Source organism: Paenibacillus sp. BIHB 4019, assembly GCF_002741035.1.
In the GTDB taxonomy this organism is placed as follows: domain Bacteria; phylum Bacillota; class Bacilli; order Paenibacillales; family Paenibacillaceae; genus Pristimantibacillus.
This window is the reverse complement of record NZ_CP016808.1, coordinates 2,498,023-2,522,989: the sequence shown is the minus strand read 5'-3', so window position 1 is coordinate 2,522,989 and position 24,967 is coordinate 2,498,023. Positions and strand designations below refer to the sequence as shown.

General features: G+C 50.9%; 23 protein-coding genes. 8 read left to right on the top strand and 15 right to left on the bottom strand.

The window, feature by feature from the left end:
- Positions 1-25: 25 nt before the first annotated feature.
- The 5 genes from hisC to BBD42_RS10715 form a co-directional block, all read right to left on the bottom strand.
- Positions 26-1,090 (bottom strand): histidinol-phosphate transaminase, encoded by a 1,065-nt coding sequence (gene hisC / locus BBD42_RS10735; RefSeq protein ID WP_099518162.1) that lies wholly within the window; start codon positions 1,088-1,090, stop codon positions 26-28.
- Between the two features lie 97 nt (positions 1,091-1,187).
- Entirely contained in the window at positions 1,188-1,856 is a 669-nt protein-coding gene (locus BBD42_RS10730; protein WP_172455452.1) for a YIP1 family protein, read from the bottom strand.
- On the bottom strand, positions 1,853-2,380 hold the full coding sequence (locus tag BBD42_RS10725) for a GNAT family N-acetyltransferase (RefSeq protein WP_099518160.1): 528 nt from the start codon (positions 2,378-2,380) through the stop codon (positions 1,853-1,855). The genes BBD42_RS10730 and BBD42_RS10725 overlap by 4 nt, the downstream gene beginning before the upstream one ends.
- A 34-nt stretch (positions 2,381-2,414) precedes the next feature.
- On the bottom strand, positions 2,415-4,007 hold the full coding sequence (locus BBD42_RS10720) for a helix-turn-helix domain-containing protein (RefSeq protein WP_099518159.1): 1,593 nt from the start codon (positions 4,005-4,007) through the stop codon (positions 2,415-2,417).
- A 171-nt stretch (positions 4,008-4,178) separates the two neighbouring features.
- Positions 4,179-5,210 (bottom strand): ABC transporter substrate-binding protein, encoded by a 1,032-nt coding sequence (locus BBD42_RS10715; RefSeq protein WP_237163444.1) that lies wholly within the window; start codon positions 5,208-5,210, stop codon positions 4,179-4,181.
- 369 nt (positions 5,211-5,579) lie between these two features.
- On the opposite strand from BBD42_RS10715, the gene desA reads away from it, so the two are divergent.
- The 3 genes from desA to BBD42_RS10700 all read left to right on the top strand — a co-directional run bounded on the left by desA (position 5,580) and on the right by BBD42_RS10700 (position 8,495).
- A complete protein-coding gene (gene desA, locus BBD42_RS10710) occupies positions 5,580-6,626 on the top strand; it encodes a Delta(5) desaturase DesA (RefSeq protein ID WP_099518157.1) in 1,047 nt (348 codons plus the stop codon).
- A 124-nt stretch (positions 6,627-6,750) separates the two neighbouring features.
- Positions 6,751-7,899 carry a sensor histidine kinase gene (locus BBD42_RS10705; protein WP_099518156.1) on the top strand — a complete coding sequence of 383 codons (1,149 nt, stop codon included), beginning with the start codon at positions 6,751-6,753 and terminating at the stop codon, positions 7,897-7,899.
- Positions 7,896-8,495, top strand: a complete 600-nt coding sequence (locus tag BBD42_RS10700; RefSeq protein WP_099518155.1) for a response regulator transcription factor — start codon at positions 7,896-7,898, stop codon at positions 8,493-8,495. Before BBD42_RS10705 ends, BBD42_RS10700 begins: the two co-directional genes overlap by 4 nt.
- A gap of 91 nt (positions 8,496-8,586) precedes the next feature.
- On the opposite strand, the gene BBD42_RS10695 is transcribed toward BBD42_RS10700, so the two are convergent.
- The 3 genes from BBD42_RS10695 to BBD42_RS10685 are packed head-to-tail and all read right to left on the bottom strand — an operon-like array spanning position 8,587 to position 10,982.
- Complete coding sequence (locus BBD42_RS10695; protein WP_099518154.1) at positions 8,587-9,489, bottom strand: MetQ/NlpA family ABC transporter substrate-binding protein; 903 nt, start codon at positions 9,487-9,489, stop codon at positions 8,587-8,589.
- 45 nt (positions 9,490-9,534) lie between these two features.
- Positions 9,535-10,200 (bottom strand): methionine ABC transporter permease, encoded by a 666-nt coding sequence (locus BBD42_RS10690; RefSeq protein WP_099518153.1) that lies wholly within the window; start codon positions 10,198-10,200, stop codon positions 9,535-9,537.
- Complete coding sequence (locus tag BBD42_RS10685; protein ID WP_099518152.1) at positions 10,197-10,982, bottom strand: methionine ABC transporter ATP-binding protein; 786 nt, start codon at positions 10,980-10,982, stop codon at positions 10,197-10,199. The genes BBD42_RS10690 and BBD42_RS10685 overlap by 4 nt, the downstream gene beginning before the upstream one ends.
- Before the next feature lie 396 nt (positions 10,983-11,378).
- On the opposite strand from BBD42_RS10685, the gene BBD42_RS10680 reads away from it, so the two are divergent.
- Positions 11,379-12,734 carry an LLM class flavin-dependent oxidoreductase gene (locus BBD42_RS10680; RefSeq protein WP_099518151.1) on the top strand — a complete coding sequence of 452 codons (1,356 nt, stop codon included), beginning with the start codon at positions 11,379-11,381 and terminating at the stop codon, positions 12,732-12,734.
- Between the two features lie 99 nt (positions 12,735-12,833).
- Here BBD42_RS10680 and BBD42_RS10675 read toward each other — a convergent pair whose 3' ends face one another.
- From BBD42_RS10675 to BBD42_RS10660, 4 genes are all read right to left on the bottom strand, one after another.
- Complete coding sequence (locus BBD42_RS10675) at positions 12,834-13,775, bottom strand: ADP-ribosylglycohydrolase family protein (protein ID WP_099518150.1); 942 nt, start codon at positions 13,773-13,775, stop codon at positions 12,834-12,836.
- 57 nt (positions 13,776-13,832) lie between these two features.
- Positions 13,833-14,645 carry an inositol monophosphatase family protein gene (locus BBD42_RS10670; RefSeq protein ID WP_099518149.1) on the bottom strand — a complete coding sequence of 271 codons (813 nt, stop codon included), beginning with the start codon at positions 14,643-14,645 and terminating at the stop codon, positions 13,833-13,835.
- A gap of 152 nt (positions 14,646-14,797) precedes the next feature.
- Entirely contained in the window at positions 14,798-15,283 is a 486-nt protein-coding gene (locus tag BBD42_RS10665) for a hypothetical protein (RefSeq protein ID WP_150131535.1), read from the bottom strand.
- Positions 15,284-15,450: 167 nt separating this feature from the next.
- Entirely contained in the window at positions 15,451-17,124 is a 1,674-nt protein-coding gene (locus tag BBD42_RS10660; RefSeq protein WP_172455451.1) for a glutamine--tRNA ligase/YqeY domain fusion protein, read from the bottom strand.
- A gap of 204 nt (positions 17,125-17,328) precedes the next feature.
- On the opposite strand from BBD42_RS10660, the gene BBD42_RS10655 reads away from it, so the two are divergent.
- From BBD42_RS10655 to BBD42_RS10640, 4 genes are all read left to right on the top strand, one after another.
- Positions 17,329-18,558 (top strand): hypothetical protein, encoded by a 1,230-nt coding sequence (locus BBD42_RS10655; protein WP_099518147.1) that lies wholly within the window; start codon positions 17,329-17,331, stop codon positions 18,556-18,558.
- A complete protein-coding gene (locus BBD42_RS10650; protein WP_099518146.1) occupies positions 18,555-19,313 on the top strand; it encodes a glycosyltransferase in 759 nt (252 codons plus the stop codon). Before BBD42_RS10655 ends, BBD42_RS10650 begins: the two co-directional genes overlap by 4 nt.
- An 89-nt stretch (positions 19,314-19,402) precedes the next feature.
- On the top strand, positions 19,403-21,016 hold the full coding sequence (locus BBD42_RS10645) for an AraC family transcriptional regulator (RefSeq protein WP_099518145.1): 1,614 nt from the start codon (positions 19,403-19,405) through the stop codon (positions 21,014-21,016).
- Between the two features lie 92 nt (positions 21,017-21,108).
- Positions 21,109-22,167 carry an ABC transporter substrate-binding protein gene (locus BBD42_RS10640; protein WP_237163443.1) on the top strand — a complete coding sequence of 353 codons (1,059 nt, stop codon included), beginning with the start codon at positions 21,109-21,111 and terminating at the stop codon, positions 22,165-22,167.
- A gap of 76 nt (positions 22,168-22,243) precedes the next feature.
- Here BBD42_RS10640 and BBD42_RS10635 read toward each other — a convergent pair whose 3' ends face one another.
- From BBD42_RS10635 to BBD42_RS10625, 3 genes are read right to left on the bottom strand one after another with little or no spacing between them, the layout of a single operon-like run.
- Positions 22,244-22,789, bottom strand: a complete 546-nt coding sequence (locus BBD42_RS10635; RefSeq protein WP_099518144.1) for a glutathione peroxidase — start codon at positions 22,787-22,789, stop codon at positions 22,244-22,246.
- A gap of 53 nt (positions 22,790-22,842) precedes the next feature.
- Entirely contained in the window at positions 22,843-24,186 is a 1,344-nt protein-coding gene (locus BBD42_RS10630) for a DUF2252 domain-containing protein (RefSeq protein ID WP_099518143.1), read from the bottom strand.
- 43 nt (positions 24,187-24,229) lie between these two features.
- A complete protein-coding gene (locus BBD42_RS10625) occupies positions 24,230-24,712 on the bottom strand; it encodes a CcdC family protein (RefSeq protein ID WP_237163442.1) in 483 nt (160 codons plus the stop codon).
- Positions 24,713-24,967 lie beyond the last annotated feature (255 nt).

Here is a 24,967-nt window from a genome sequence, read left to right as displayed (position 1 = left end):
AACGACGATCGATTTTCCTTGGTCATTACGACTTTACAATATCAGCGATTACGTTAAGAAAAACATCCATTTCCTCATCCGTACCAATACTTACCCGCAAATAGTGGTCAATGCGAGGCTGCTTGAAATACCGAACGAGTACGCCCTGCTCGCGCAGCTTTTGAAAAAGGTGCTCCGCCGCTTGGTCAGGGTGGGAAATGAACAGGAAATTGGCTGTGGAATCGGTCACGGCAAAGCCGAGTTCCCGCAGACGCACAGCCGTCTGATCCCTAGTCTGATTCACTTTAGCCGTAATCTCATGGAAATAAGCATCATCTTCTATAGCGGCAACAGCACCTGCAAGCGCTAAGCGGTCGATCGTATAGGAGTTGAATGAATTTTTCACACGATTAAGGCCGTCGATAAGCTCCTCGCTTCCGATCGCCCAGCCTACCCGCAAGCCGGCAAGCGAACGCGACTTCGATAACGTCTGAATGACGAGCACATTCGGATAATCGGCAACCAGCTTAACGGCCGATTCGCCGCCAAAATCAATATAAGCTTCATCAATGATGACGACTTGGTCGCGGTTATGCTCAAGGATTGAGCGGAACTCGTCAACTGGAACAAGCATCGCTGTAGGAGCATTCGGGTTTGGAATGACAATGCCGCCATTTTCACGCGTATTAAATTGCTCCAGCGGCATGCGGAACTGCTCATCCAGTGGAATTAAATCTGCCTGCAGCCCGTAAAACTCGGCATACACTTTATAGAAGCTGTATGTAATATCGGCAAACAGCACCGGCTTTGCAGGATCGAAGAATGCTGCGAAAGCAAACGCCAACACCTCATCGGAGCCATTGCCTACAAAAACCTGGCTCGGGGAAACTTTAAAATAAGCAGCCAGCGACTGCACCAGCGCTCCGCTTGTCGGATCAGGGTATAAGCGCAAATCCTCATTAGCCGCCGCTTGGATCGCCTCGATTACCTTCGGTGAAGGCGGATACGGGTTTTCATTCGTGTTGAGTTTAATGTATTGCTTATCCTTTGGCTGTTCGCCCGGCACATAAGGTACTAACGATGCCGCAAGTGGGCTCCAGAACTTACTCATGAGTCAAGCTCCCTTCTTTTCGATTAACGGCCCCTGCCGTTTGTCCGCTTTATTCATCCTCATTCAGCATAAAACATTTTGTTGCCGAATGCATCCACTAATTTGCGATTATGCCAATGACTAAAAAAGGCAATACAAGAATCAAAATAAGTACAAATAAGGCGAACGTAATAATTAATGAAACGCCAAGTGCGCGCCAAGCGGAAAACTGATGGGCCTCGCCGACCGCATGCAGCATAATAATGAACACCCATATGCTCAAGATAATTTTGATAATAGCGAACAGCAGGCTAAGAGCCATCAGCACGCCGCCTGGAAGGTCAAGCCCTGAGGCCAGTCCACCCGAATATACAAGCGTATCGGTAAAGCTGCCTCTTCCTAATAGCACAAACTGCGGAATCCAAAGCAGCCCGATTAATACGGAAGGCGCCAAAACGCCACGGGCAAATGCAATGTACATCTGATGCCTGGTGGCAGTGCCGCCGAACCATGAGCCCACCCATTTATACAAAACGCCGGATAAAAATAACCCCCCGATTCCAAGCGGTGCGCCAACTAAAACCGCCAGCAGCAATATCAAGCCCAAATAAATATGATTACCCCACTCATTATCCGCGCCGGTATCCAAAAACTGAAAGATGCCGCTGAATAAAGCTATTACAACAAGCGGCCAGAATGGTCCCGGATGTTTGAGAAAATGCCTAACCGTCTGACGGGGATGAATCCATACGCGAAACCAATATTTCCAATTTCCTCGCTGCATCATTTTTCCCCTTTCGCCCTTTCTCCAACTCGGAGCCCCATAATAACCAAATCGCGCTCCACCCCATCCAGCTCCGCCACTTTCGGCATGTACGCCCATTGCTCAAAGCCGAACTTGCCGAGCAAGCCAAGGCTAGGAGCATTGTGGGCAAAAATAAAGCCGAGCAGCGTCCGAATATGCAGCGCCGGACATGCCTCAAGCGCATGCTTCAGCAGCATGCTTCCCAATCCGCGCGCACGATGCTGCTCCGCTATGTAGATGCTGATTTCGGCTGTCGCCTGATAAGCAGGACGGCCATAAAAGGACTGAAAGCTGAACCAAGCCAGCAGCTCCCCGTCCTCTTCCACCACCCAAAGCGGCCGGGTATCCGGCGCATGCTCGTCAAACCAAGCCTGCTTCGCTTCCACCGTTGAAGGCTCCAAATCTGCCGTCACCTGGCGCGACGCAACCGTTGAATTATATATAGCTACAATGCCGGGCAAATCCTCTTGCACGGCATCGCGAATTCGATACGTTTCCTTTGCCATAAACCGCTCTCCTTAGCGTCATAATATCACCATTTTAACACAATACGCGCAGCACATCGTCGATTTTTCGATGATGGGACAGCACGCCATAATTCATCCACGACAAAAAATCGACCTCATGCACGCTGCCGCTGCGCACAGCGGGCAGCGACCGCCAGAGCGGCGAATGCAGCAGCTCGATCTGCCTGCCTGCAGTCGGATCAATTGTAATAAACAAATGGTCAGCGTCAAGCAGCGCCAGCTCCTCCATCGTCAGCTCAACGAACCGCAGCCCTTTAGCCAGTTTCTCTACGAGCGCATGCGGGCTCAGTCCTAAATCGCGGTAAAGCACCGGGCCGGTGTAGCCATGATCAGGACCGCCATATAACTGCACTCTATCGGCTGACAAACGCAAACAGGCGACCGTCTGCCGCTTCACCACCCGCAGCAGCTTTGCCTTTGCGGCAGCCGCTTTATTTTCATAATCAGCAATAACAGGGCTTACTTCCTCAGCCTTTCCGAGCAAATCCGCAATGCTGTGCAGCGTTGTACGCCATTCCTCGCCTTTATAGGAAAGCTGAATGCTCGGTGCAAGGCTGGCGAGCTTGTCCATGCCCCAACGTTCAATGCCCGTATCCATCAAAATAAATTCCGGTGCAAAGCCAGATAAGGTCGCTTCGTTATCGGTAACCACATTAAATTCTGGCACATCATCGAGGCCAAGATATTCCTGCCGCCCCCAATGATCATGGGAGAACTGCATGATGGGCCTAATGCCAAGCGCAAGCAAATAATCCTCGATGAAAGGAGCAAAGACCCGAATATTTTCCCGCTGATGGCGGCGATATTGGCCTGGTGTAAGGCCAACCGACTGCTTGAAGCGGCGGCTAAAATAATATTCATTGCTGTAGCCGACGCTTTGCGCGATGCTGAACAGCCGTTCATCCGTGCTTGCCAGCATTTTTTTCGCCTGCTCCACACGTACGCCATTCAAATAATGCAGCGGAATTTCGCCCGTCAGCTCCTTGAAAAGACGGGAATAGCGCCAGCGCACGATGCCTGCATGGTCAGCAAGCCTGTCTACCGTCAGCTCTTCCCGGAAGTTTTGCCGAATATGGGCAATGGACTGTTCCATCGCTCGCCTTTCGCCGCTTTCTGAGCGCAGAGACAAGTTTTGCTGCATGATGAACAATAAAAGCTGCTGAAAACGGATCGCATGACGGAAAGCCTCCAGCTCGTCCTCCACCTCCCGCTTATCATGGAGCGCCTGCAGCTCACTTATGCAGTAGGAGAAAGGCTTGCAGGATACCTCGCCCAGGCATGGAAAGGAGGCTTTCCCCGGTTCCGCTCCAATTCCATCAAAGGCAATATAGTAGAACGACAGCCCCTCTTCTCCGCCCTCAAATCCGCCAGCTGCAAACTCCATCCTCGTACCCGGGCCAAAAATAAAACAGGCGCCATGGCCCAGAGCATGCTGCTCGCTATTCACGTACAGCGTTCCCGTTCCACCCGTCACGATCATGATGATATGTTCATCAGCGGTGGGCAGCACCTGCTCCTGCCCATTTTTTACGTTCCTATATTGTATCGCAGCCAGCCTATAGAAAATCGTATGGCACAGCTGCGGCTTATTCCCCTCGTCGCTCAATTCATATCCCCCTTAGGATGTCTTGGGCACACCGCATGCGTTATGCCTGCACATGCCGAAGTAAATGAGAATGATTTTCACAACTAGTATAAATGAAAAAAGAAAGCCCATCAATGCACCGATGGGCCTTCCTCTTTATTTCTTCAATAGCACGCTTGCTAGGGGCGCTGCTTATTTCACGAACATTTTCAAAATATCATCAATTTTCATCGAGTTAGCTGTAACTGCTCCGGATTGCCAATGTGATCTTTCTACACGGTGCACATGTCCAGCTTTCACTGCAGGCACAGCCTGCCACATGTTTCCGTCCAGCAGCTTAATGGCCTCCGCATTTTCAGGAGAGTCCCAAGCGCCGTTCGATGGGAAAATAATAATTTGGTCAGCATCGATATCTGGAATGCTTTCTTCCGAAAGCACCTGGTGGTAATCGGTCATCTCCTTCGTCCACTTATCTGGGTTCAAGCCCAGATCGGAGAATATAAAGCCGGTATAGCGGTTTTTGATTCCGAACAGGGAGAGCGTCTGGTCATCGACATTCAAGCGCACAACCGCGACCGTCTCTTCGCCAAGCGATTGGGTCAGCTTGTCCTTGGCATCGGCAATTTTCTGCTCGTAAGCACTCAGTACGCTTTCACTATCTTCCTTCATATTCAATACATCAGCAACCGTCTGCATTACCGCTTTGGTATCCTGTAAAATATTTTCTGGCAAGCGGTAAGTAGGCGCTACTTTCGAAAACATGTCATATTTGGTTTTGTCCGCCCAGCCATCTAAAATAATCAGATCCGGTTCATAGGCAAGCAGTGCCTCGATATTGCCCGTTATATCAAAGGTTGGCAAATCCAGCTTCAAATACTCCTGTGTGCCCCAGCTCGGATGGTACCATTGGACAACTGGCGTTACGCCAAGCGCCGTCAAATAGTCCTCCAAATAAATCGCCGCAACGCGCTTCGGATGCGCCGGAACCGTCACCTCGCCAAACTCGTCCTTCAGTACTCGCGTTTCCGCTTCCTGCTCGGCAGCTGCCGGCTCATCCGCTGCCGCAGGAGATGGGCTAACAGTAGCCGCTGCATCGCTAGCCTCCGTATTAACAGCTGTCTCGCCTTGCGAACCGCAACCCGCGAGCGCTATGATAACGGCTAATGCCACTAACGTGAGCGCCGTCATTTTACCTTTGAACCTCTTTTTTCCCCATCGCAACATCTCTGTTCGACTCCCCTCTAAATCAGTGATTATCATTATCAAACAACTTGATCAAGTGTAGCCCATCGCCCATCCTGCCTACAATGCACATACGCTACAATTTTCTTATACAAACGCTATCGGCTCAGCCTATTCGTCCAGCCCCCATCCAACTGCCCTCTATCTATTCCAGTCCCTGCAATAATATTGTTAAAAACATGCATTTATGGGCATGCAGAAGCGTGTTCATATGACATATGTCATATAGCTGAACTGACGTTTATGACTTATGGCTCATGACGTTTTTCTTTACAATATAAATATAGCTAGCAGGATGCGAGCATCTCGAACAGAGGATGTACGTCTTGTTATTGAAGGAGGAGCTTCATTATGGATCAGAAAGCCAAGCAAGCGAGCTTGAAAAAGAGCCTTGCCCCTTACGAAAAAGTGAATATGAAAACCAGCATACAACAATTAATCAATACACTAGTCCCACTCGTCTTTTTCTGGTACGCGGCATATGCCGTCATGCCAATCTCCTATTGGTTGACGATTCTTTTTTCCTTGATTACCGCCGGCTTTGTCATTCGGGCCTTTATTATTTGCCATGATTGCACCCACGGTTCTTTTTTCAAAAGCAAACGGGCAAACGCTATTGTCGGCAACATTACCGGCGTCATTACGCTCGTCCCCTTCCAGCAGTGGAAACGCAGCCACTCCATCCATCATGCAACCAGCAGCAACCTCGATAAAAGAGGCGTTGGCGACATCTGGATTATGACGGTGGATGAATATATCGCAGCAACGCCTATGCAACGTTTTTATTACCGGGTTTATCGTAATCCGATTGTGATGTTCGGCCTTGGTCCCATTGCCGTCTTCTTAATTCAGCACCGTTTTAACCGCAAAGATGCAAGACGCCCGGAACGCATCAACACCTATTTAATCAATGCGTCGATTGTCGCTTTATATGCAGGTCTGGGCTGGATGCTGGGCTGGCAGGCCTTCGTAATGGTTCAACTGCCGGTTATGTTTTTATCAGGATTTTTCGGCATTTGGCTGTTCTACGTCCAGCACCAGTTTGAAGATACGTATTTTGAACATGACGATGAGTGGAGCTACGTGAAAGCAGCCGTTGAAGGCAGCTCTTATTACAAGCTTCCCCGTATCCTTCAATGGATGAGCGGAAACATTGGCTTCCATCATGTGCATCATTTGAGCCCTAAGGTTCCCAACTATTATTTGGAGGATGCGCATAACTCCTCCGTTCCGCTTCAACAGGCTACGACAATCACTTTGAAAACAAGCTTGACCGCCCTGCGTTTCCGCTTGTGGGATGAAGAGAACAAAATGTTCGTCAGCTTCAAAGGCTTGAAGCACCGTCTGCGCAAGCCGAAGGGAGCAAGCACCAAGCTTGATACAAGACGCGTAGGCTAGCAAGCAAGGAACAAATGCATATATAGAGGCTGCGCCGAACCAAATGCGCGAGCCTCTTTTATGTTAAAATAGCTTCAAAGCAGCTCTTATTGCTGCAACAGCGATTTAAAAAGGCGGGACGCATATGCAAAAATGGCATCATATTTTTCATAAAAATACGGGAATCAGCCCTTACGTTTGGGTCGTTTTCTACATCCTGCCCTTCTACTTTATTTTCCGCAATTCATCGCCCTACCAAGCGACGTCCGGCATTGTGATGATCATTTTATTTTTCATCTGTTATATGCTCTCCTTCGTATCCAAGGGCTGGCAGGTTTATTTCTGGACCAGCATCCAAATTATTATTTCCATTGCGATGACGCTCATGTTCGGTTATGTGTATTTCTCGATTTTTCTCGCTTATTTTATCGGCAATATCCAGAACCGCATCGGCTTCTTTACGCTGTATTCCATTCATATCGTCACGACCTTCCTGAGCATCAACTTTGGGCTGGCTGTGCAAAATCCGGTCTTTCTCGCGCAGTTCCCCTTCGTGCTCATTAGCTTGATCGGCGTCATTCTGCTTCCGGTCAATACGTACAACCGCAACAAGCGGGACAAGCTCGAAGGGGAGCTTGAGCATGCCAACAAGCGGATTTCAGAGCTCGTCAAGCTGGAGGAACGGCAGCGGATCGCCCGCGACCTGCATGATACGATTGGACAGAAGCTGTCGCTTATCGGGCTGAAAAGCGATCTGGCGGGCAAGCTGATGCACAAAAACCCGGCCAAGGCGCAGGAGGAAATCGATGATGTGCGCCAAACGGCGCGCACCGCTCTCAAGGAAGTGCGGGAGCTTGTCACTGAAATGCGTGGAACACGGCTTGAGGATGAGCTTTTTCGGGTAAAGCAAATTTTGAAGGCTGCCGATATTCAGCTTCTGGTAGAAGGCGATCCGGCGCATACCGACACTTCACTGCTTGCCGAAAATGTCGTCAGCATGTGCCTCAAGGAAGCTATTACGAATATCGTCAAGCATAGCTCCGCCACCAAGTGCCTGGTCGAGATTGAACCGACCCGCACAGAGCTTATTGTCCGCGTCCAGGATAATGGCACGGGCATTGCTACAGGCGGCAAGGAGTCGCGCAGCTATTACCGGGGAAATGGCCTTAGAGGCATGAAGGAAAGACTGGAGTTTATTAATGGCAGTCTGGACATTATTTGCGGAGACGGCACGATGCTCGTCATTAAAGCGCCCAATGTCGTCCAGAAGCCGGAAAAGGAGCCCACGCTATGATAAGAATTGTTATCGCCGAAGACCAGCGAATGCTGCTGGGGGCGCTTGCTTCCCTGCTTGATCTGGAGGATGATATGACCGTAGTTGGCAAAGCTGGCAACGGCGAAGAAGCGATCACGCTCGTCCAGCTTCACAAGCCGGACATTTGCATTATGGACATTGAAATGCCGGTCAAGAACGGGCTGGAGGCAGCGGAAGAAATCCGCCAGCTAGGCTGCAAGGTCATCATTTTGACCACCTTCGCCAGAAGCGGTTATTTCGACCGTGCGCTCAAGGCCGGCGTGTGCGGCTATTTGCTCAAGGACAGCCCTAGCGAGGAGCTGGCGAGCTCCATACGCAGCGTCATGACAGGCCGCCGCATTTATGCGCCCGAACTGGTGGACGACGCCTACGGGCAGGAGAACCCGCTCACCGAACGCGAGAAGGAAGTTCTCGGCCTCATCGCCGACGGCAAAAATACGAAGGAAATCGCCGACCAGCTCTATTTGACCAATGGCACCGTGCGCAATTATATTTCGGTCATTTTGGATAAGCTGGGCGTGAGCAATCGTATTGAGGCGATTACCCGTTTTAAGGAGAAGGGCTGGTTTAAATAAAAAGCATGTTCTTTCCCGCAGCAGCGGTACGGAACATGCTTTTCAAGGGTTGGCCGAGCGCAGCTTGCCGTTTGGCCTCTTTTATTTTTGTTTAAAAAGCTGGCACAACCGCCACGCCGTATTTGTCCTGAATGAACTTTTTCACCTCGGGCGATACGAGCGCCGCATCCAGCTTCTTGATTTCTTCGCGGTTCTCATCCCCGCTGCGGACGACGATAATGTTCGCGTAAGGCGAGTCTGCATCCTCGCGGAACAGCGCAGTGTTCGGATCGATGCCCGCCTCCAAAACCAGGTTCGTGTTGATAATGGCGCCATCTACGTCAGGCAATACCCTTGGCAAAGTTGCCGAATCTACTTCCTCAAACTTAAGATTTTTAGGATTGTCTACGATGTCCTTCGGCGTTGCCTCGTACGTATTTTCCAAGCCTTCCTTCAGCTTGATCAGCCCCTGCTGCTCAAGCAGCACCAGCGCCCTGTATTCATTCGACGGGTTGTTCGGAATCGCAATCGTTGCGCCATCCGCAATGTCATCCTTCGCTTTCAGCTTCTCGGAATAAAAGCCAATCGGCTCGACATGCACCTTCGCGGTTACGGCAAAATCATACCCCTTCTCCCCTTTAATCGAGTCCAGATACGGAACGTGCTGGAAGTAGTTTGCATCAATCTGCTTCTCAAATAGCGCAGGATTGAGCTGGCCTTCATCATCAAGCACAACGATTTCCAAATTAACGCCCTGCTCCTTAAGCAGCGGCTTAACGAACTCCAAAATTTCAGCATGCGGCACTGGAGCAGCGCCTACTTTAAGCGTCACTGCCTCTTGCGGGGCTGCCGAAGCGGAAGCTTCCGGCGACTGGGTTTGCTCGGCAGGGCTAGCAGCTGCGCTCGCTTCCGGCGAGCTTGCCGGGGCATTATTGGCTGCGGTGCCGCAGCCTGAGACGATAAGGCTAAATATAAGAATAAGGGCGGATATAAAGGTCCATTTCGTTGTTTTCATCGTTACACTCCTGCTTTCTCTATTTAGGTTTGAGGGCCGTTATAGCTACCCTAGATGACGCTTTTTCAAAATCGCTTTAGCTACGCTATCGCCTGACAGCTGAATTGCCTGCACTAATAAAATAATGACGATAACAGTAGCAATTAAAATATCTTCGCGGAACCGTTGATAGCCGAAGCGGATCGCCAGACTGCCAAGTCCCCCTGCGCCAATCGCTCCTGCTACCGCTGTAAATTCCGTAATCGCAATGACGGCGATGGTTATCCCCCGAACAAGGGCCGGAAGCGCTTCGGGAATCAGCACGCGGAATATGATGGTTAGCGGCGTCGCTCCCATCGCTTTGGCCGCTTCTATTTTGCCCGCGCTCACCTCCTTTAAGGAGTTTTCAATAATGCGGCCCAGAAACGGCGAGGCCCCAATCGATAAAGCGACGATGGCTGCTGTCGGGCCAAGCGAGGTGCCTACAATTAGCCGGGACAACGGCAGCAGCAGCACGATTAAAATAATAAAGGGCAGCGAGCGCACGCCATTAATCGCCGTCCCAATCATTTTGTTGATAATCGGCGCCTCCAAAATGCCGCCCTTCTCGCTGACGACTAGCGTAATGCCTAGCAAAATGCCAATGATTAAAGCGAATACCGACGACCAAGCAACCATATACAGCGTCTCCAGCAGTCCCTCCCATAGCAGCTCGAACAGATCATCTCTCATATTCCAGCTCCCAGCCCCTCCATGATCGACCGTTTGTCTCGGTAATAATCGATGATGCTGACGAACCGCCGGGCGGTGTAGCTGACGGGGTTCATAAACAGCTTGTCGACCGTCCCTGTCTCGACGATAGTGCCATGCTCAATGACCGCCATATGGCGGCAAATATGCTGAAGCACATCCAGCTCATGTGTAATTAAGACGATAGTCAGCTTCAGCTTGCGGTTAATATCCTGGAGCAGCTCCAAAATGGAGTAGGTCGTCTGCGGATCGAGCGCCGAGGTCGCCTCATCGCTGAGCAGCACATCCGGCTCATTCACAAGCGCCCGGGCAATGCCCACCCGCTGCTTCTGGCCGCCGCTGAGCTGGGACGGATACATATGCTCCTTGTCGGTCAGCCCGACCAGCTCCAGCATCTCCCGCACGCGCTCTTGAATGAACGGCTTTGGATAACCAGCCACTTGAAGCGGAAACGCGACATTTTGAAACACATTTTGTGAATCCAGCAAATTAAACTGTTGAAAAATCATTCCAATCTTCCGCCTGGCCAGCCGCAGCTCCTTGCCAGACAGATCCGTCAGCACCTTGCCGCCAACTTCGATCGAGCCCGAATCAGGCTCCTCGAGCCGGTTCAGACAGCGGATCAATGATGATTTGCCTGCCCCGCTAAAGCCGATAATGCCGAATATATCCCCCTTATCAATCGTCAGGTTAATGTCATTCAAGGCGGTAATCGTGCTGCTTCCGCTTGTATAGGTTTTGTGCAAATCCTTTATGACGATCATGCGAAAAAACTCCTCTCCTCCGTGATAAGGCGAAACGGCCGAAAGCCATCCTTTGGCGGCGCGGCGCGTTTCAGTCCGAGAAATATAGAGAAAGGTTGGCGAAATCATATACTTTCCTATATTTAAATAAAAAAAAACCAAACTACAGCACCGTTCAATCTGCTCGGTGGAGAGTTTAGTTTCCAGTGTTCTGGTCAACTAGTTATGGGCTGATTGCCCAAAAACCAACTATTCCTATTTGTTTTATAAATTTAAAGCAAATGCCCGGCGGTGTCAACTTCTTTTTTTGGCAATAATCGGGATTGACGCTAGAAATTGAAGGTGATAAATTAATTAAAACAAACTAAACCACCCTGTTCACTTATATTATACATATTTATCGAGGAGGAGCTTGACATGTCCCAACAACCTGCGGGAAAAAGCCAGAAAATAAAATTATCCGCTTATTTGGTTGGCACAGGCATGCATGTGGCGGGCTGGCGCCATCCCCATGCACAGCCGGATGCGAGCATCGACATCGACTATTACCGGAAGCTCGCCCAAACCGCTGAGCGCGGGAAATTCGATATCGCTTTTATCGCGGACAGCCTGGCAATTAACGAGCAGTCTCATCCAAACATACTAAACCGGTTCGAGCCGATTACACTGATCACGGCTTTAGCATGCGCCACGACGCATATCGGCGTAGTCGCCACCGCCTCAACCTCTTATATTGAGCCGTTCAATCTGGCTCGGCTGCTTCTGTCTGCCGATCAGATCAGCAAGGGACGGGTTGGCTGGAACATCGTAACTACAAGGGATCTGTCCGGGAATACGGCGCGCAATTTTGGCCGGGATGAGCATTTCGAGCATAGTCTTCGCTACAAGCGGGCGGAGGAATTTCTCGAGGTGGTGCAAGGGTTATGGGATTCTTGGGAGGACGGCGCCTTCGTCCGCAACAAGGAATCAGGGCAGTTTTTCCGCAAGGAGAAGCTGCATCGGCTTCAGCATCAAGGAGAGTTCTTCTCGGTGGAAGGGCCGCTAAATATTAGCCGCTCGCAGCAGGGGCATCCTGTGCTCGTGCAGGCCGGAAACTCTGAGGCCGGGCAGGATTTTGCCTCGCGAACGGCGGAAGTCATTTTCTCTATCAAGCACAGCAAGGAGGAAGCGCAGGCATTCTATCAATCGTTTAAAGGGAAAGCCGCTAAATGGGGGCGCGCACCTGAGGATATATATATTTTGCAAGGCATATCGCCGATTATTGGCGATACCGAGGAGGATGCGCGGGCGAAGCTCAAGCAGCTAGAGGCGTTGATTACAGAGGAGCAGGGCATCGGCTTTCTGGCGGATTATTTTCAGGCGATCGATTTCTCTGGCTATACGCTGGAATCACGCGCCCGCGAGGTTGGGCTCGACCGCATTAAGCTGAACAAAACGGACTACCTCAAGCACCAGCCGGTTATTGCAAGGGAAAACCCGACGCTGCGCGAGGTGTATTCCTTTCTCACAGGCTCCTTCAGCGGGGATCATCTCGTTGGCACCGCCGAGAAAATCGCAGACACTTTGGAGGAATGGTTCGCCGAGCAGGCGGCTGACGGCTTTATGCTTATGGCTCCGCTGCTGCCGGATGGACTGGAGCTGTTTGTCGATCGTGTCGTGCCGATTTTGCAGCAGCGCGGCCTTTTCCGCACCGAATATGAAGGCGTTACCCTCCGGGAGCATTTCAACCTGCCGCTGCCGCGCAATCGCTTTACTAAAGCAACGAGCCATTGATAAGCAAAACCGCCGCCCCTAGGTAGAGCTAAGGGAGTCGGCGGCGGTTATTTATATTTATTTTTGGAGCTGTGGGAGCCTAACCAGCCCCAAATGGCCCTATCGCTTCAGCTCTGCAAGCCCTTCGTTAAAGCTGTCGCATAGCTGAAATAGCTCATCCGCTCGCGCAAGCTGCTTCAGCCAATGCGAGGGAATGGACGAAAGACCATAATAGATGCCTGCAAGACCGCCTGTTACCGCACCTGTCGTATCCGTATCCTCGCCCAAGTTAATAGCGCGAAGTACCGCTGCGGCATAGCTGCCGGTCGTCAGCAGGCTCCAGATACTGGCTTCCAGCGTGTGCATGACATAGCCTGACGAAGCAATGCTGTCCACCTTCAGGCTTGCCAGCTGCCCGCTAAGCAGACGTTCAAAACGATCCAGATCGCTGTTGCCCGCATAAAAAAGTTGGATTGTCCGATTCGTTGCCGCATAACTCTCCTGCGGGCTGTGGCCCCTCAACAATTGCACGGCATACTCCGTGTAATAGACGCAGGCCATCATCGATATAGGATGCCTGTGGGTTAGCGATGAAACCCTGCCAACCGCAGTTGACCGTTCCTCTATGCCAGCATCAAGCATCCAATAGGCCATCGGCAAAATACGCATCAATGAACCGTTGCCATTGCTGTATTCGCCGCTGCCGCCTGCCAACTCAGGCTCTACCCCACGCGCAAGCCGGTCGATCGCCTCGCTCGTCGCTATGCCAATATCGAACACCTCGCCATGCGGCGTCCAGCGCTCGCCCCGCTTCCATTCTACGAAGCGGCTCGCAATATCATGCACCTCTACGCTTTTGCAATAGGCAAGGCTCTCCACCAGACATAAGGTCAAGGACGCATCATCCGACCAAGTGCCTGGCGGCTGCTGATGAGAGCCATAACCGACCATGTCCGTTAAAGGTGCCTTCTCTAGCGTCTTCCGATTGCTAAACTCCACGGGAACGCCTAATGCATCCCCAATACAAAGCCCTATTAACCCTGCTTGAATAGATAGATTCATTTCGCAAACCTCCTGCTGCTGCCAGCTTGGTGCAGCGGTTTCGTAAACCAGCTTCGCCTACTTCCCAACAAGACCATTATGCACAAGCCCGCGAAAAAAAGGCAAATGCTGCGGATGGCATGCAATAAGGTACGGCTCCTTGCTCATGCCTTTGAATGGCCTGCCGTCATAGTCGGTAATGACGCCGCCAGCCTCGCGCACCATAAGCATCCCCGAATAAAGATCCTCGCCCTCCGAATTGTATAAAATAATCGCATCCAAATCGCCCTTCGCCAGCATGCTCCATTGCAAAGTAGGCGCCCATAGCCGCATCATTCGCTTCGTGTTTGCATCAATATGCTGGCGCAGCCTTACTGCCCGCTGCTCCTGCTGTACTTTATGCCCTTGAATCCAGCCGACCGTCGCTCTCTTAAAGGGACGCGGCTCGCCCATTCGAATGATCCGCCCATTGCAGCGAAAACCGCCGCTTGCCGCTGCCTCATACAAGCGGTCCGTCAGCGGCTCATAAATGACCGCCATAACCGCTTCGCGCTGATACATAAGCGTAATAGATACGGCAAATAACGGCATCCCGACCGCAAAATTATTCGTCCCATCAAGCGGATCAACCAGCCACAGCCAGTCACTGGCCAAACGGTTGTCCCCCGACTCCTCCGAAATCACTTGATGTCCCGGAAACGCCTGCTTAATTTTGCCCAAAATGATCGCTTCCGCCTGATGGTCGGCTTCGGTCACCAAGTCGCCGGAGTCGTCTTTATGCTGAAAGGCACTGGAATCCAGCTTTTCAAAAAGCTTTTTCAGCAGCGCTCCCGCCTCCCTCGCCGCCAAAACTGCCACTCGCTGTGCTTCTCTTACGATCGTTGTATCCAAATGTCATCCCCCTATTTTCGTGTATTGGTTGAACTGGACATCTTGCATCTAAGAAGACAAAACAAAATCCTTCTTGGAGATCAGAAGGATTTCGTGGTTGAGATTATTTCCGGACTCCTATTTCGAATGGGGGCAATAAATCAAAACAGCACCTACGTATTGTTGTTTTGATCAGGGCCTGTAGGCAGATTGGGCAGTGGAGGCGGCGTCATATTGGATTGCGGGCTCGCGCTTCCAGAGTTGAACGGGTTGTTGGTTGCGTTATTGGCCGGGCTGCTGGACGGGCCAAAATTGGACTGCGGCCCCGGCGCATAGCCGTTTCCTGCTGGTCCCTTTGTTAGATCCAGCTCAGTCTTCTCTTCAACGATCAGCTCCAAGCCGCCGAATTTCTTAGCCAATACGCCATACAGAAGGGCAACCAACATACTAATTGCACCATAAATACCGATTAGAAAAACCGGCATCAGTATATACGGAATTCCTATTGCCAGTAAGGTAGGCTCTTGAGCAACTACTCCTATCAATGTAAAAATAATACCGAGTAAAAATAACAGCACTGCAGGAATAATCATCATATACGCCGTCGCTTTAAAAGCACTGACCGTACCTATCCCTTTAATTTCCAGTTTTTTCATCATTTCAGCTCCTAGTTATGTTTTTGTGCTTTCTTTTTTTCGCAGCAGCCACTAGGTAAAATTCACCAAAAAGTGACAAATTCCTGCTTGCAGCTCAAAAAAAGCAAAAAGCCGCGAATACCCCCATAAGGCAGGCATTCACGGCTTATCCTATTGCTCGACCGCTGTTATTATGCTTTCGCTGGATCAAAAGAGCTCTTCAGCGAAACGATGCGGTTGAAAACAAGCTTCTCTGGCGTCGTATCCTTCGGATCCACATTGAAATAGCCGTGGCGGAAAAACTGGAACTTCGCTTGTCCTTCGGCATCCTTCATGTTCGGCTCTACGAAGCCTTGAAGCAGCTCCAAATTGTTCGGGTTGATGCATTCAAGGAATGGCTTGCCATCCTCTTCTGCTTCATTCGTAATCAGAGGCTCGAACAAGCGGAAGTCCGCAGGCACCGCCTGCGACGCCTCAACCCAGTGAATGGTGCCCTTCACCTTGCGGGCGTTAAAGCCCGAGCCGCTTTTCGTTGCCGGATCGTAGGTGCAGCGAAGCTCAATCACGTCGCCTGCTTCATTTTTTATAACCTCTTGGCAAGTAATGAAATACGCATGCTTCAAACGCACCTCATTGCCAGGGAACAAGCGGAAATATTTATTCGGCGGGTTTTCCATAAAATCGTCCTGCTCAATATAAATCTCGCGGCCAAACGGAATTTGGCGCACGCCCATTTCTTCGTTCTCGGCGTTATTTTCTGCATCCAGCAACTCGGTTTGGCCTTCTGGATAGTTCGTAATGACGACTTTGAGCGGTCGCAATACAGCCATCGTACGAAGCGCCTTAAGCTTAAGATCCTCACGGATAAAATGCTCCAGCATCCGCTCATCGACCGTGCTGTTCGCCTTGGCAACCCCGATTTCGCGGCAGAAGGCGCGAATCGCTTCCGCTGTAAAGCCTTTGCGGCGCAGACCGCTAATCGTCGGCATGCGCGGATCATCCCAGCCGGTTACGACTTTCTCGTCCACAAGCTGCTTCAGCTTTCTTTTGCTCATCACGGTATTGGTAACGTTCAGACGAGCGAACTCGTATTGACGAGGCACCGCTGGCATCTCGCATTCAGCAATCGCCCAATCATAGAGCGGACGGTGATCGGCGAACTCCAGCGTACAGATGGAATGGGTAATGCCTTCAATCGCATCGCTGATCGGATGCGCATAGTCGTACATCGGATAGATGCACCACGCATCGCCAGTCCGGTGATGGTGGGCATGAGCGATACGGTACAGCACCGGATCACGCAGATTAATATTCGGCGAAGCCATATCGATCTTTGCTCTCAGCACCTTGGAGCCGTCAGGAAATTCTCCGGCACGCATACGGGCGAATAAATCGAGATTTTCCTTGGCGTCGCGCTCACGGTAAGGGCTGTTTTGTCCCGGCAGTGTCAGCGTTCCGCGAGTCTCGCGAATTTGCTCGGCGGACAAGTCGCATACGTAGGCTTTGCCTTTGTTAATGAGCAGCACCGCCCGATTGTAAAGCTCTTCAAAATAGTCCGAGGCAAAACGAAGCTCGTCCCAATCAAAGCCCAGCCACTTCACGTCCTCTTGAATCGAATCGACGTATTCGGTATCTTCCTTGACCGGGTTCGTATCGTCAAAGCGCAGATTCGTTCTGCCCTTGAAATCGTCAGCCAGCTCAAAATTCAGGCAAATCGACTTCGCATGTCCAATATGCAAATAGCCATTCGGCTCCGGCGGAAAGCGCGTCACGATTTCCTGGACATGGCCGGTCTTCAAATCTTCGCTCACAATATTTTTTATAAAGTTAGAGGATGACAGCTTTGTGTCCACGTTGTTTTCCATTGTGACCAACCTTTCCCACGAAAAATAGATATCTTTCTATAATACACAAAATCCCGCAAAATTATAAGATCAACCGACCGGTTAATAAAATAGATGGCATGTGTTCAACCTTTGTTTTCATAGGTTCTATTAATCATGTATTTGCTCGCGGCACGGCGTGCGCTGCCAGAGGCTGGGGCAACCTGAACGGATGGTGAAGACATCATGACTGGGAAGCCGATCGTTATTTTTCCCTACAGCCGTTTTGGAGCGTTCCCGGCGGCGGAGCGCGATTGGCTGAATAAGCTCGGAAAGCAGCGCCAAATCTATATGGTCGCCGAGGATGCGCTCCCTGACTGGGCAATCACCTCAGCTATTGCTCCCCTATCGCTCGCTCGCCTGACTGAGTTGGATTGGGACAGCACTTGCGCGCTAGTGCTCCATCCTTGCTGGACGCATATTGCAGCACCGCTGGCAACGCGAAGCCTGATTGCCTACTTTCCCGATTCAGAGCCCCAGGAAGAAGAGCGATGGCGCTCCTACCGCAGTTGGCTGTGCGCGCGGGCGACGCTCGTCATTGCCTATACGGAGGCATTTTATTTGGAGCAGGCCTTTTGCCGTGGCGATGTTTTTCTGCTTGATGGCACCGACGAAACGTCCGATCTGCTGGCGAGACAAGCGATTGAATGGCATTTGGACGGCTATGCCTCGCAGACGCTCATACGGCTGCAGCAGCGCTACCGCGCGATATGGCATGAGGAGCAAGCCGACAGGACGCGTGCGGCTGGCCCGTCTGCTGTAGCAAGAGAGCGGCTGGCAGATCAGCTTTTTTCCCATGCGTTATACCGTTACTTGACCGGCGAAAGCTTGCGAGCGCAGGGCGAGCTGCTCGCCGCCTTCGAGCAAGCTGTGCTGGATGGGCGCGAGCAGGCGCTGCAGCATATTTACCGGTTTCGTTCCGCCATGCAGCTGGAGCTGGGATTGACGGATGATGCGGTGCGCACCTATCTGTATACTGCGCTCACCGAAGAGGAGCAGCGGCAGGGCGAGCGGCTGCTCCAATGGATGGATAGTGGCAAGCGCCTATTAGCCGAGGCGCTGCTGTACCGGCTCAACGCTGATTATCGCTCCGCAATTGCCCTGCTTGAGCCACAGCAAGCCGAGCCGGAAGCCAGCAGGCTGCTTGCGGAGCTTTATTTGCAAAGCGGCAGGCTGGAATGTGCCTACCTGCTGCTGGCGAAGGAACCGCTCGGCAGCATAGCCGAACGCGAGCAGTTTCAACTGATGACCAGCACGGTGCTGCTGCTGCAGGGCAAGCGCCATGAGGCGATTCAAAGCTGCCTTATCGCGGCGGAAACTAACAGCAAAGCGCTTAGCAGCATCATTGAACTCGCCAAGCTCGATAGCATTATAATGGAGCAGGCGCACCATCGCGGCAGGGAGGATCAGCCATGAGCGGCTTGGAGCCATTTCGTATTCCTCGCAAAATTTCAGGCAATAAGCTCACCGCTATCATGCAGGTACGCAATGAGGAAGGCCGTTATTTGGAGACGCTGCTTGCCGACCTGTCCAGCTTCGTCGATGAAATTGTCATTGTGGACGATGCCAGCACCGATGCAACCGTCGCGATTTGCAAAGCCAGCCGCAAAGTGGTGAAGCTGGTAGAAAACGAGGGGCGATTGTTCGGCTGCGAATGGCGGCTGCGCCAAATGCTCTGGCGCGCAGCCGAAGAAACCGAGCCGGATTGGCTGCTTGCGGTCGATGCGGACGAATTTTATGAGGATGCCGCCAAGGCTGAGATGAGGAGCCTGATAAATCAGGGCGAGTACGACTGGTTTGCTTTTCGGAAGTATGATTTCTGGGGCTCAGCAACGCATTACCGGGAGGATGCCTTGTGGAATTTGCATCAACGCCCGACGGTGGCGCTCGCTCGCTACTTGCCAGGTTACCATTATGCGTACCCGCAATGGGCGCAGCATGCGCCTCGTCTTCCGCTTACCTGCAGCGCGCTTCCCGGAGCGCAGACCGAACTGCGCATCAAGCATTTCGGCTGGGCAGGAAGCGCGGAGGAGCGCCTTCGCAAATATGAGCGGCATATGCAGTTTGACCCGGATGGCAAATGGCGCAGCCTTGCCCACTATGCCTCGATTCTTGATCCGAACCCCCGGCTTGTTCGCTGGGAGGAGCGCGGGATATCAAAGGGAGAATGACACGGGCAGCCTAGCTCCAAATCATTGACGCTATGAAACCTTTTCAACTACAATCATCATGCCATTCATAATCGAAAGGATGTCATGATGTGACAAGCAGATCCCACCAGCCTCCTGCCGAGCCGTTAGGAACACAATGGTTTCAGCAAGCTTGGATTAAATTGAAGCAAGCTATTAAAGAAGAAAATAGCTCTTTTTTGCACCGTTTAATAGATGCCAGCTCCCCCTCCCACATGCTCATTATTCTGAAGGGGGATTTTTGCAGCACAGTCATTGACGGACTTCTGCATCCGGCAGCACCGGGCAAGGTGCATCTTGCGCTCCCCGGACAGCGGGTCGAAGTCATTTCTCCATATAGAGAAGAACGGGACTTTTATGTATTCCATTTTGAAATAGTAGACTTGGAACAAGCGCCGCTGCCTTTGAACCATGCGCTCCCCATACCTGACATCGTCCCCTCCTCATCTATCCCCTCCTTGCTTGCCCTCTGCGACAAAATAGTCAGGCATTGGCATAGCGGCGATCCGGTAGACCAGTTTGCCAGCCAAGCGGGATTCCAAGAGCTGCTGCATCTGCTGTATAAAAAGCAAGGCCAGCACGAAGCAGCGCTGGATCAGGTTTATGAATATATGAAGCACCATTATAGTGAAGCGATTACCGTTGAAAGCTTGGCAGCCCTGTCCGGCATGAGCCGGTTTTATTTTATGCGATCCTTTAAAGAAAGGTTTGGCCAAAGCGCGATGGATTATTTGACTATGCTGCGCGTCAATCAAGCCAAGCAGCTGCTAAGTGAAGGACATGCGTTTAGCGACGTGGCCAGCCAAATTGGATACATGGACCCTCCCTATTTCAGCAGCCAGTTCCAGAAGCATGTTGGCTTATCCCCAAAAAGCTATGTAGAAAACCAGAAGCAGAAAATTGCGGCCTACAGTTGGCCGAACATCGGTCTTCTGCTGACGCTGCAAATCATTCCTTACGCGGCGCCCATTGACCAGTTCTGGACAGATGATTACCGTAAAAAATACCGTTTCGACGTCAAAGTTCCGCTCAGTCATGATTACGATTTTAACCGAAAGGCGCTGGAGCGGGCTTGCCCGGATTATATTGTTGCCCTGGACGAAATGGTGCCAGAGGAAGAAAGGGAGCAGCTGCGAAAAATTGCCCCTGTGCTTTTTTTGCCATGGCATACGGAGAGCTGGCGGATGCATTTGCAGAGGACAGCCCAGTTTCTGAATCGGGAAAAGCAAGCGGAGCGCTGGCTCGCTAGGTATGACAAGCAAGCGGAGGCCATTAGATACCGCATTCCTCCCGCTTTCAAAGGGCGGGTGCTCATGCTCAGCGTTTCGCCCCATGGCATATATGCATGGGGACGCAGAGCTGGAACCGTATTGTACGATGACTTGCAGCTGTCATGCGCGGATAACGTCGAGGAAATTGAATTTACAGAATCGGTAGAAGCGGGGCAACTCCCTGCTTATAATGCGGATGTGCTTCTCGTCAGTATTTTAAAGGACAAGCAGGCGCAAGCGTTATGGGACAAGCTCCAGAAATCAGAGCCCTATCAAGAGCTGAAGGCTGTTTGCAATAACAATGTCTATTACACATCTGGCCAAACGTGGCAGGCAGAGCCCATTCTCGAATATACAGCTAATCGGCATTATCATCTGCTGCAGGAAATGAATTTGTTATTTCGTGCCCTCTAATCGGCTAAAGTCAGCATCTTTTCATATTGTTAACCCGAATCATTACCACTATAATGACTATGATTATCACTATCATTTATGGGGGTTAAAAAATGTTTGGTTCAGAAAAGACTATGGGACGCGGTCGATATACACTTAGAGGTTTCACGCTCCTGATGCTTATGCTGCTTGCAGCTATGATTAGCGCTTGCGGGAATAACAATGGCGCGAATACGGCAGCCAACGCAGCCGCTTCAAATTCAGCTGGACTGGCCAGTAGTGCACCATCAGCCGAGCCTACGGCAGCAGCACCACAAACGATTACGATTAAGCATGCCTATGCCGAAACGGAAGTTCCTATAAAGCCGAAGCGCGTAGCCGTATACGGACTTGAGGATGTCATGCTCTCGCTGGAAGCCCCTATGGTTTATGCAAACAGCTTTAAAGGCTATTATTTGGATGATCAATTGCAAAAGCTTGGCATTCCTTTGTCCAACAACACGAATTTCCAGCCGAATTTGGAAGCTATTTTGAAATCACAGCCGGATCTGATTATCGTGCAGCAATATTCGGTCGATGCCAATTCTTACGCAGAGCTTAGCAAAATCGCTCCGACCATAACTTTTGCCCCAGATGATTGGAAAAAAGCCCTTGCTGAAATTGGCCAGGTGCTTGGCATGGAAGATAAAGCGCAACAAGTGCTCCAAGCGCATGAAGGCAAAATCAAGCAGGCTAAAGAAACGATTATCAATGCAGTAGGAGCAGATAAAACCGTCGTGTTTATGCGTCCTTCAGAGAAGGATTTGCAGGTGTTTTTCCCTAGCTTTAATCTGGTTTACAATGATTTGGGCTTGAATCCGGATGCCAGTATCGCGATGTTCCAGAAAAAAACCTCCGACGATTGGGGCATTACCACCTCTCTCGAGGAGCTGCCTTCCATTACAGCCGATTACGTATTCGCCATTTACGGCGGATCCCTTGAAACAGAAGAGGAATACAACAAGCAAGAAGGAGTTGCACTGGGCATTGAGAAGCTCAGCCTATGGCAGCAGATGCCTGCTGTAAAGCAAAGCCATGTTTTTAAAGTATCCGCCAGGCACTGGATGTCATCTGGTCCAATTGCAGAGAGCCGGGAAGTCGATGACGTTGTCGCTGCAGTAACGGGGAAATAGGTTGAATTGAACAAGGAAGCGGCCTCCGTCCGATGGAACTTAGGACGGAAGCCGCTTCCTTTGTTATAACAGCTTATTATAGCAGCTTCTCAATATCTTCCTTCATGCTGAGCGGCTCCTCGGTCGATTCGAAACGCTTGACGACATGGCCTTCACGGTCAATGAGGAACTTGGTGAAGTTCCATTTGATCGAGTCTCCATCCATAAAATGCGGGAGCTTTTCAGTCAAAAATGCGCTTAGCATTTTGCCGCTTGCTTCCGATGTATCAAACCCGTTAAACGGCGCCTCTGCCGTCAAATAGTTGAATAGCGGGTGTGCTGTTTCATCCCGCACATCCGTCTTCGCGAACAGCGGGAAGGTTACGCCGTAGTTCAGCTGGCAAAAGCTTTGTACATCCGAGTTTTCGCCCGGCTCCTGCTCGCCAAATTGATTGCTCGGGAATCCGATTATTTCCAGGCCTTGATCCTTGTACTGCTCATAAAGCTTTTGCAAATCAGCATATTGGGGCGTAAAGCCGCATTTGCTTGCCGTATTGGCAATAATAACAACCTTGCCTTTATACGCCTCCAGGCTAACCGTCTTTCCTGTTATCGTATCCGCTTGATAAGCATAAATAGACATGAATGCACACTCCTATTAGTAGGTTTATTTATTATTTCGGAACACAATATCCGCTAGTCCGCATTTGCCTTATTGCCCAGCCAATCTACAAACAGCCCATAATCCTGCTCGACTTGATCCGCATAGCACATCGCCCACTCTGCAATGAAGCGGCTAAAGGCCTCTTCGTCACTGCCCATCGCTTTGACGATGGCCTGCTCGCTGTGGTAATCCAGAACGCCGCTTTGCACATCCCGATCTGCCCGCGCATGCAGCTTCGCGGTCAGCTTGCCCATCGTCTCTGTCACGATTCGCATATCCTCAGCGGTCTCCAGCGAATCGAGCTTGAGCCGCTTCTTATAAGGGGAGCGCTCACGCACATAAAACTGCCGGTTGCCAATTGTCAGGTGACCGAGATATGGATCAGCCTCATGGTGCATCGCCTGCTGGGTCATCGTCACGCGTTTGCCCTGATGCTCGAACGCTGTCCAGAACGAATCATCATAGGGCAGAAAATATGCCGGAACCGCAACGCGCACCTCTTTCACTTCCAGCACAATATCATCCTCGTGCCCTTGCTCGCCGCTGCCCGCTTCAATCAGTACATAAAAACGGTCCAGCCCGATCGAGGCTGTTCCAGAGCCATGCTTAACCGCTATATCCTTAATGTGATAATGGGCAGCCTCCTGCGCATCATCAGCATGCAGGCTTTCCACATATTGCGGCCAAGCTTCTAGAAGCGCAGCGCGCTCTTTTTCCGTTGGAGCGACGATCTCGTCCGTATGGGCAAATTTGCGATGCTCCTGAACGAGCGCCGTAACCTTTTCCAAAAAATGCTGCTCCTGACGCTTCTGCAGCTTGCGAAGCAGCTTCCTGATCTTGCCGCTTGCCCGCCCTTCATCCATCGTGAACGAAGCCGGATCATCCTTGCCCTTAACGAATTTCCACATTTGTTTCACATAGGCACGCAGATAAGCTTCCATTTGTTCTTTCTGGGCTTCCTCCGACTCGCCTTTCATGCGGCTTACAAGTGCGATGCTGACCGACATGCGCAGCAAATCATATAAATACGAGCCCAAATAGCCCTCGTCAAAATCATTCACATCATAGACAAGCGTCCCCTGCTCGTTACGGAAAGCCCCGAAATTTTCGAAATGCAAATCGCCCTGAATCCAGGTCGGACGCTCTGCCGGCGTGTGATAGGGAAACCATTCCCTTGTGACATCCATATAAAATAAATAGGCGCTGCCGCGAAAAAAGGAAAACGGGCTTAGCGACATTTTGCGGTACTTTTCCTCGCGCTTCTCGCTGCCCAGTCTCATGATTTTATGATCAAATTCATTAAGAACGGCGGTAATCGTCCGTTTCCGAAGCCTCTTTTGCGTAAGCTTTACACGTTCTGTCAATGATCCATCCATTTCGGTTCCCCCTTAGGCAGCTCTATCCTTTATCCGACTTCATCTATGAAGAAAGCTTGTACAATCTGAGATAATCATTGACCATGGCCAGCCGCCACGGAATAATCATGCCGAAGGCCACGAGATAGAACAACGCCCCTGTCTGCGGAATCGACATATATTGCTCCACAACGCTATGCAGCGCCATGCGAATAATGAATAAGGTCAGCATGATGAAAATAAAAGCTTTGGAACGCCTGACATAAATATCGGCATCAATACGCTCAAGCCGGGTCGAAACGACCAGCGGGAAAGAAAATATCAATAGGCCAGTCCCGAAGGCAGCTAATCCCCAGCCCCATGGAATATGAGTCATAGGCGCCAGAAACATCATAAAACCGGTCGACATGCCGACTGGCGGGATAATGATTTTACGAAGGGTAGTCGGCTGCTTGCCTGCCCGGATACGCAATAAGATGAGCATAAGCCCTGCGATAGCCGACATTATAATGAAGCCTACCTGAAGCATTTCAGTAGACAGCTGCACCGATCTTTTCCCCCTTGCTCTTAAAAGAATGCCTTTTCTTTCTTTATCCTACTTCAAAAAACAGGCCGCTGCAAATATTGTCTAATCTCTTAAAACCGCCAGTTCTAGCGCTTTCTGAATGAAGCAGCCAACACCTTGGATGGCGCTCATTTGTGAAAAAAAATAAGGAACCCAGGGCGGTTGTAACAGCATTGAAACCACAAATAATAGAAAAAGCTATATAATCAACGCGTACTAATTCAACTGGTGCACGTT

What these genes read in the sequence shown, in the direction of transcription:
- BBD42_RS10695 (WP_099518154.1), bottom strand. Translation starts at nt 9,489, where the DNA reads ATGAAAACAACGAAATGGACCTTTATATCCGCCCTTATTCTTATATTT.
- BBD42_RS10725 (WP_099518160.1), bottom strand. Translation starts at nt 2,380, where the DNA reads ATGGCAAAGGAAACGTATCGAATTCGCGATGCCGTGCAAGAGGATTTG.
- BBD42_RS10715 (WP_237163444.1), bottom strand. Translation starts at nt 5,210, where the DNA reads ATGTTGCGATGGGGAAAAAAGAGGTTCAAAGGTAAAATGACGGCGCTC.
- BBD42_RS10730 (WP_172455452.1), bottom strand. Translation starts at nt 1,856, where the DNA reads ATGATGCAGCGAGGAAATTGGAAATATTGGTTTCGCGTATGGATTCAT.
- BBD42_RS10630 (WP_099518143.1), bottom strand. Translation starts at nt 24,186, where the DNA reads ATGGATGGATCATTGACAGAACGTGTAAAGCTTACGCAAAAGAGGCTT.
- BBD42_RS10665 (WP_150131535.1), bottom strand. Translation starts at nt 15,283, where the DNA reads ATGATGAAAAAACTGGAAATTAAAGGGATAGGTACGGTCAGTGCTTTT.
- BBD42_RS10705 (WP_099518156.1), top strand. Translation starts at nt 6,751, where the DNA reads ATGCAAAAATGGCATCATATTTTTCATAAAAATACGGGAATCAGCCCT.
- BBD42_RS10685 (WP_099518152.1), bottom strand. Translation starts at nt 10,982, where the DNA reads ATGATCGTCATAAAGGATTTGCACAAAACCTATACAAGCGGAAGCAGC.
- BBD42_RS10655 (WP_099518147.1), top strand. Translation starts at nt 17,329, where the DNA reads ATGACTGGGAAGCCGATCGTTATTTTTCCCTACAGCCGTTTTGGAGCG.
- BBD42_RS10635 (WP_099518144.1), bottom strand. Translation starts at nt 22,789, where the DNA reads ATGTCTATTTATGCTTATCAAGCGGATACGATAACAGGAAAGACGGTT.
- desA (WP_099518157.1), top strand. Translation starts at nt 5,580, where the DNA reads ATGGATCAGAAAGCCAAGCAAGCGAGCTTGAAAAAGAGCCTTGCCCCT.
- BBD42_RS10675 (WP_099518150.1), bottom strand. Translation starts at nt 13,775, where the DNA reads ATGAATCTATCTATTCAAGCAGGGTTAATAGGGCTTTGTATTGGGGAT.
- hisC (WP_099518162.1), bottom strand. Translation starts at nt 1,090, where the DNA reads ATGAGTAAGTTCTGGAGCCCACTTGCGGCATCGTTAGTACCTTATGTG.
- BBD42_RS10700 (WP_099518155.1), top strand. Translation starts at nt 7,896, where the DNA reads ATGATAAGAATTGTTATCGCCGAAGACCAGCGAATGCTGCTGGGGGCG.
- BBD42_RS10680 (WP_099518151.1), top strand. Translation starts at nt 11,379, where the DNA reads ATGTCCCAACAACCTGCGGGAAAAAGCCAGAAAATAAAATTATCCGCT.
- BBD42_RS10640 (WP_237163443.1), top strand. Translation starts at nt 21,109, where the DNA reads ATGTTTGGTTCAGAAAAGACTATGGGACGCGGTCGATATACACTTAGA.
- BBD42_RS10660 (WP_172455451.1), bottom strand. Translation starts at nt 17,124, where the DNA reads ATGGAAAACAACGTGGACACAAAGCTGTCATCCTCTAACTTTATAAAA.
- BBD42_RS10690 (WP_099518153.1), bottom strand. Translation starts at nt 10,200, where the DNA reads ATGAGAGATGATCTGTTCGAGCTGCTATGGGAGGGACTGCTGGAGACG.
- BBD42_RS10650 (WP_099518146.1), top strand. Translation starts at nt 18,555, where the DNA reads ATGAGCGGCTTGGAGCCATTTCGTATTCCTCGCAAAATTTCAGGCAAT.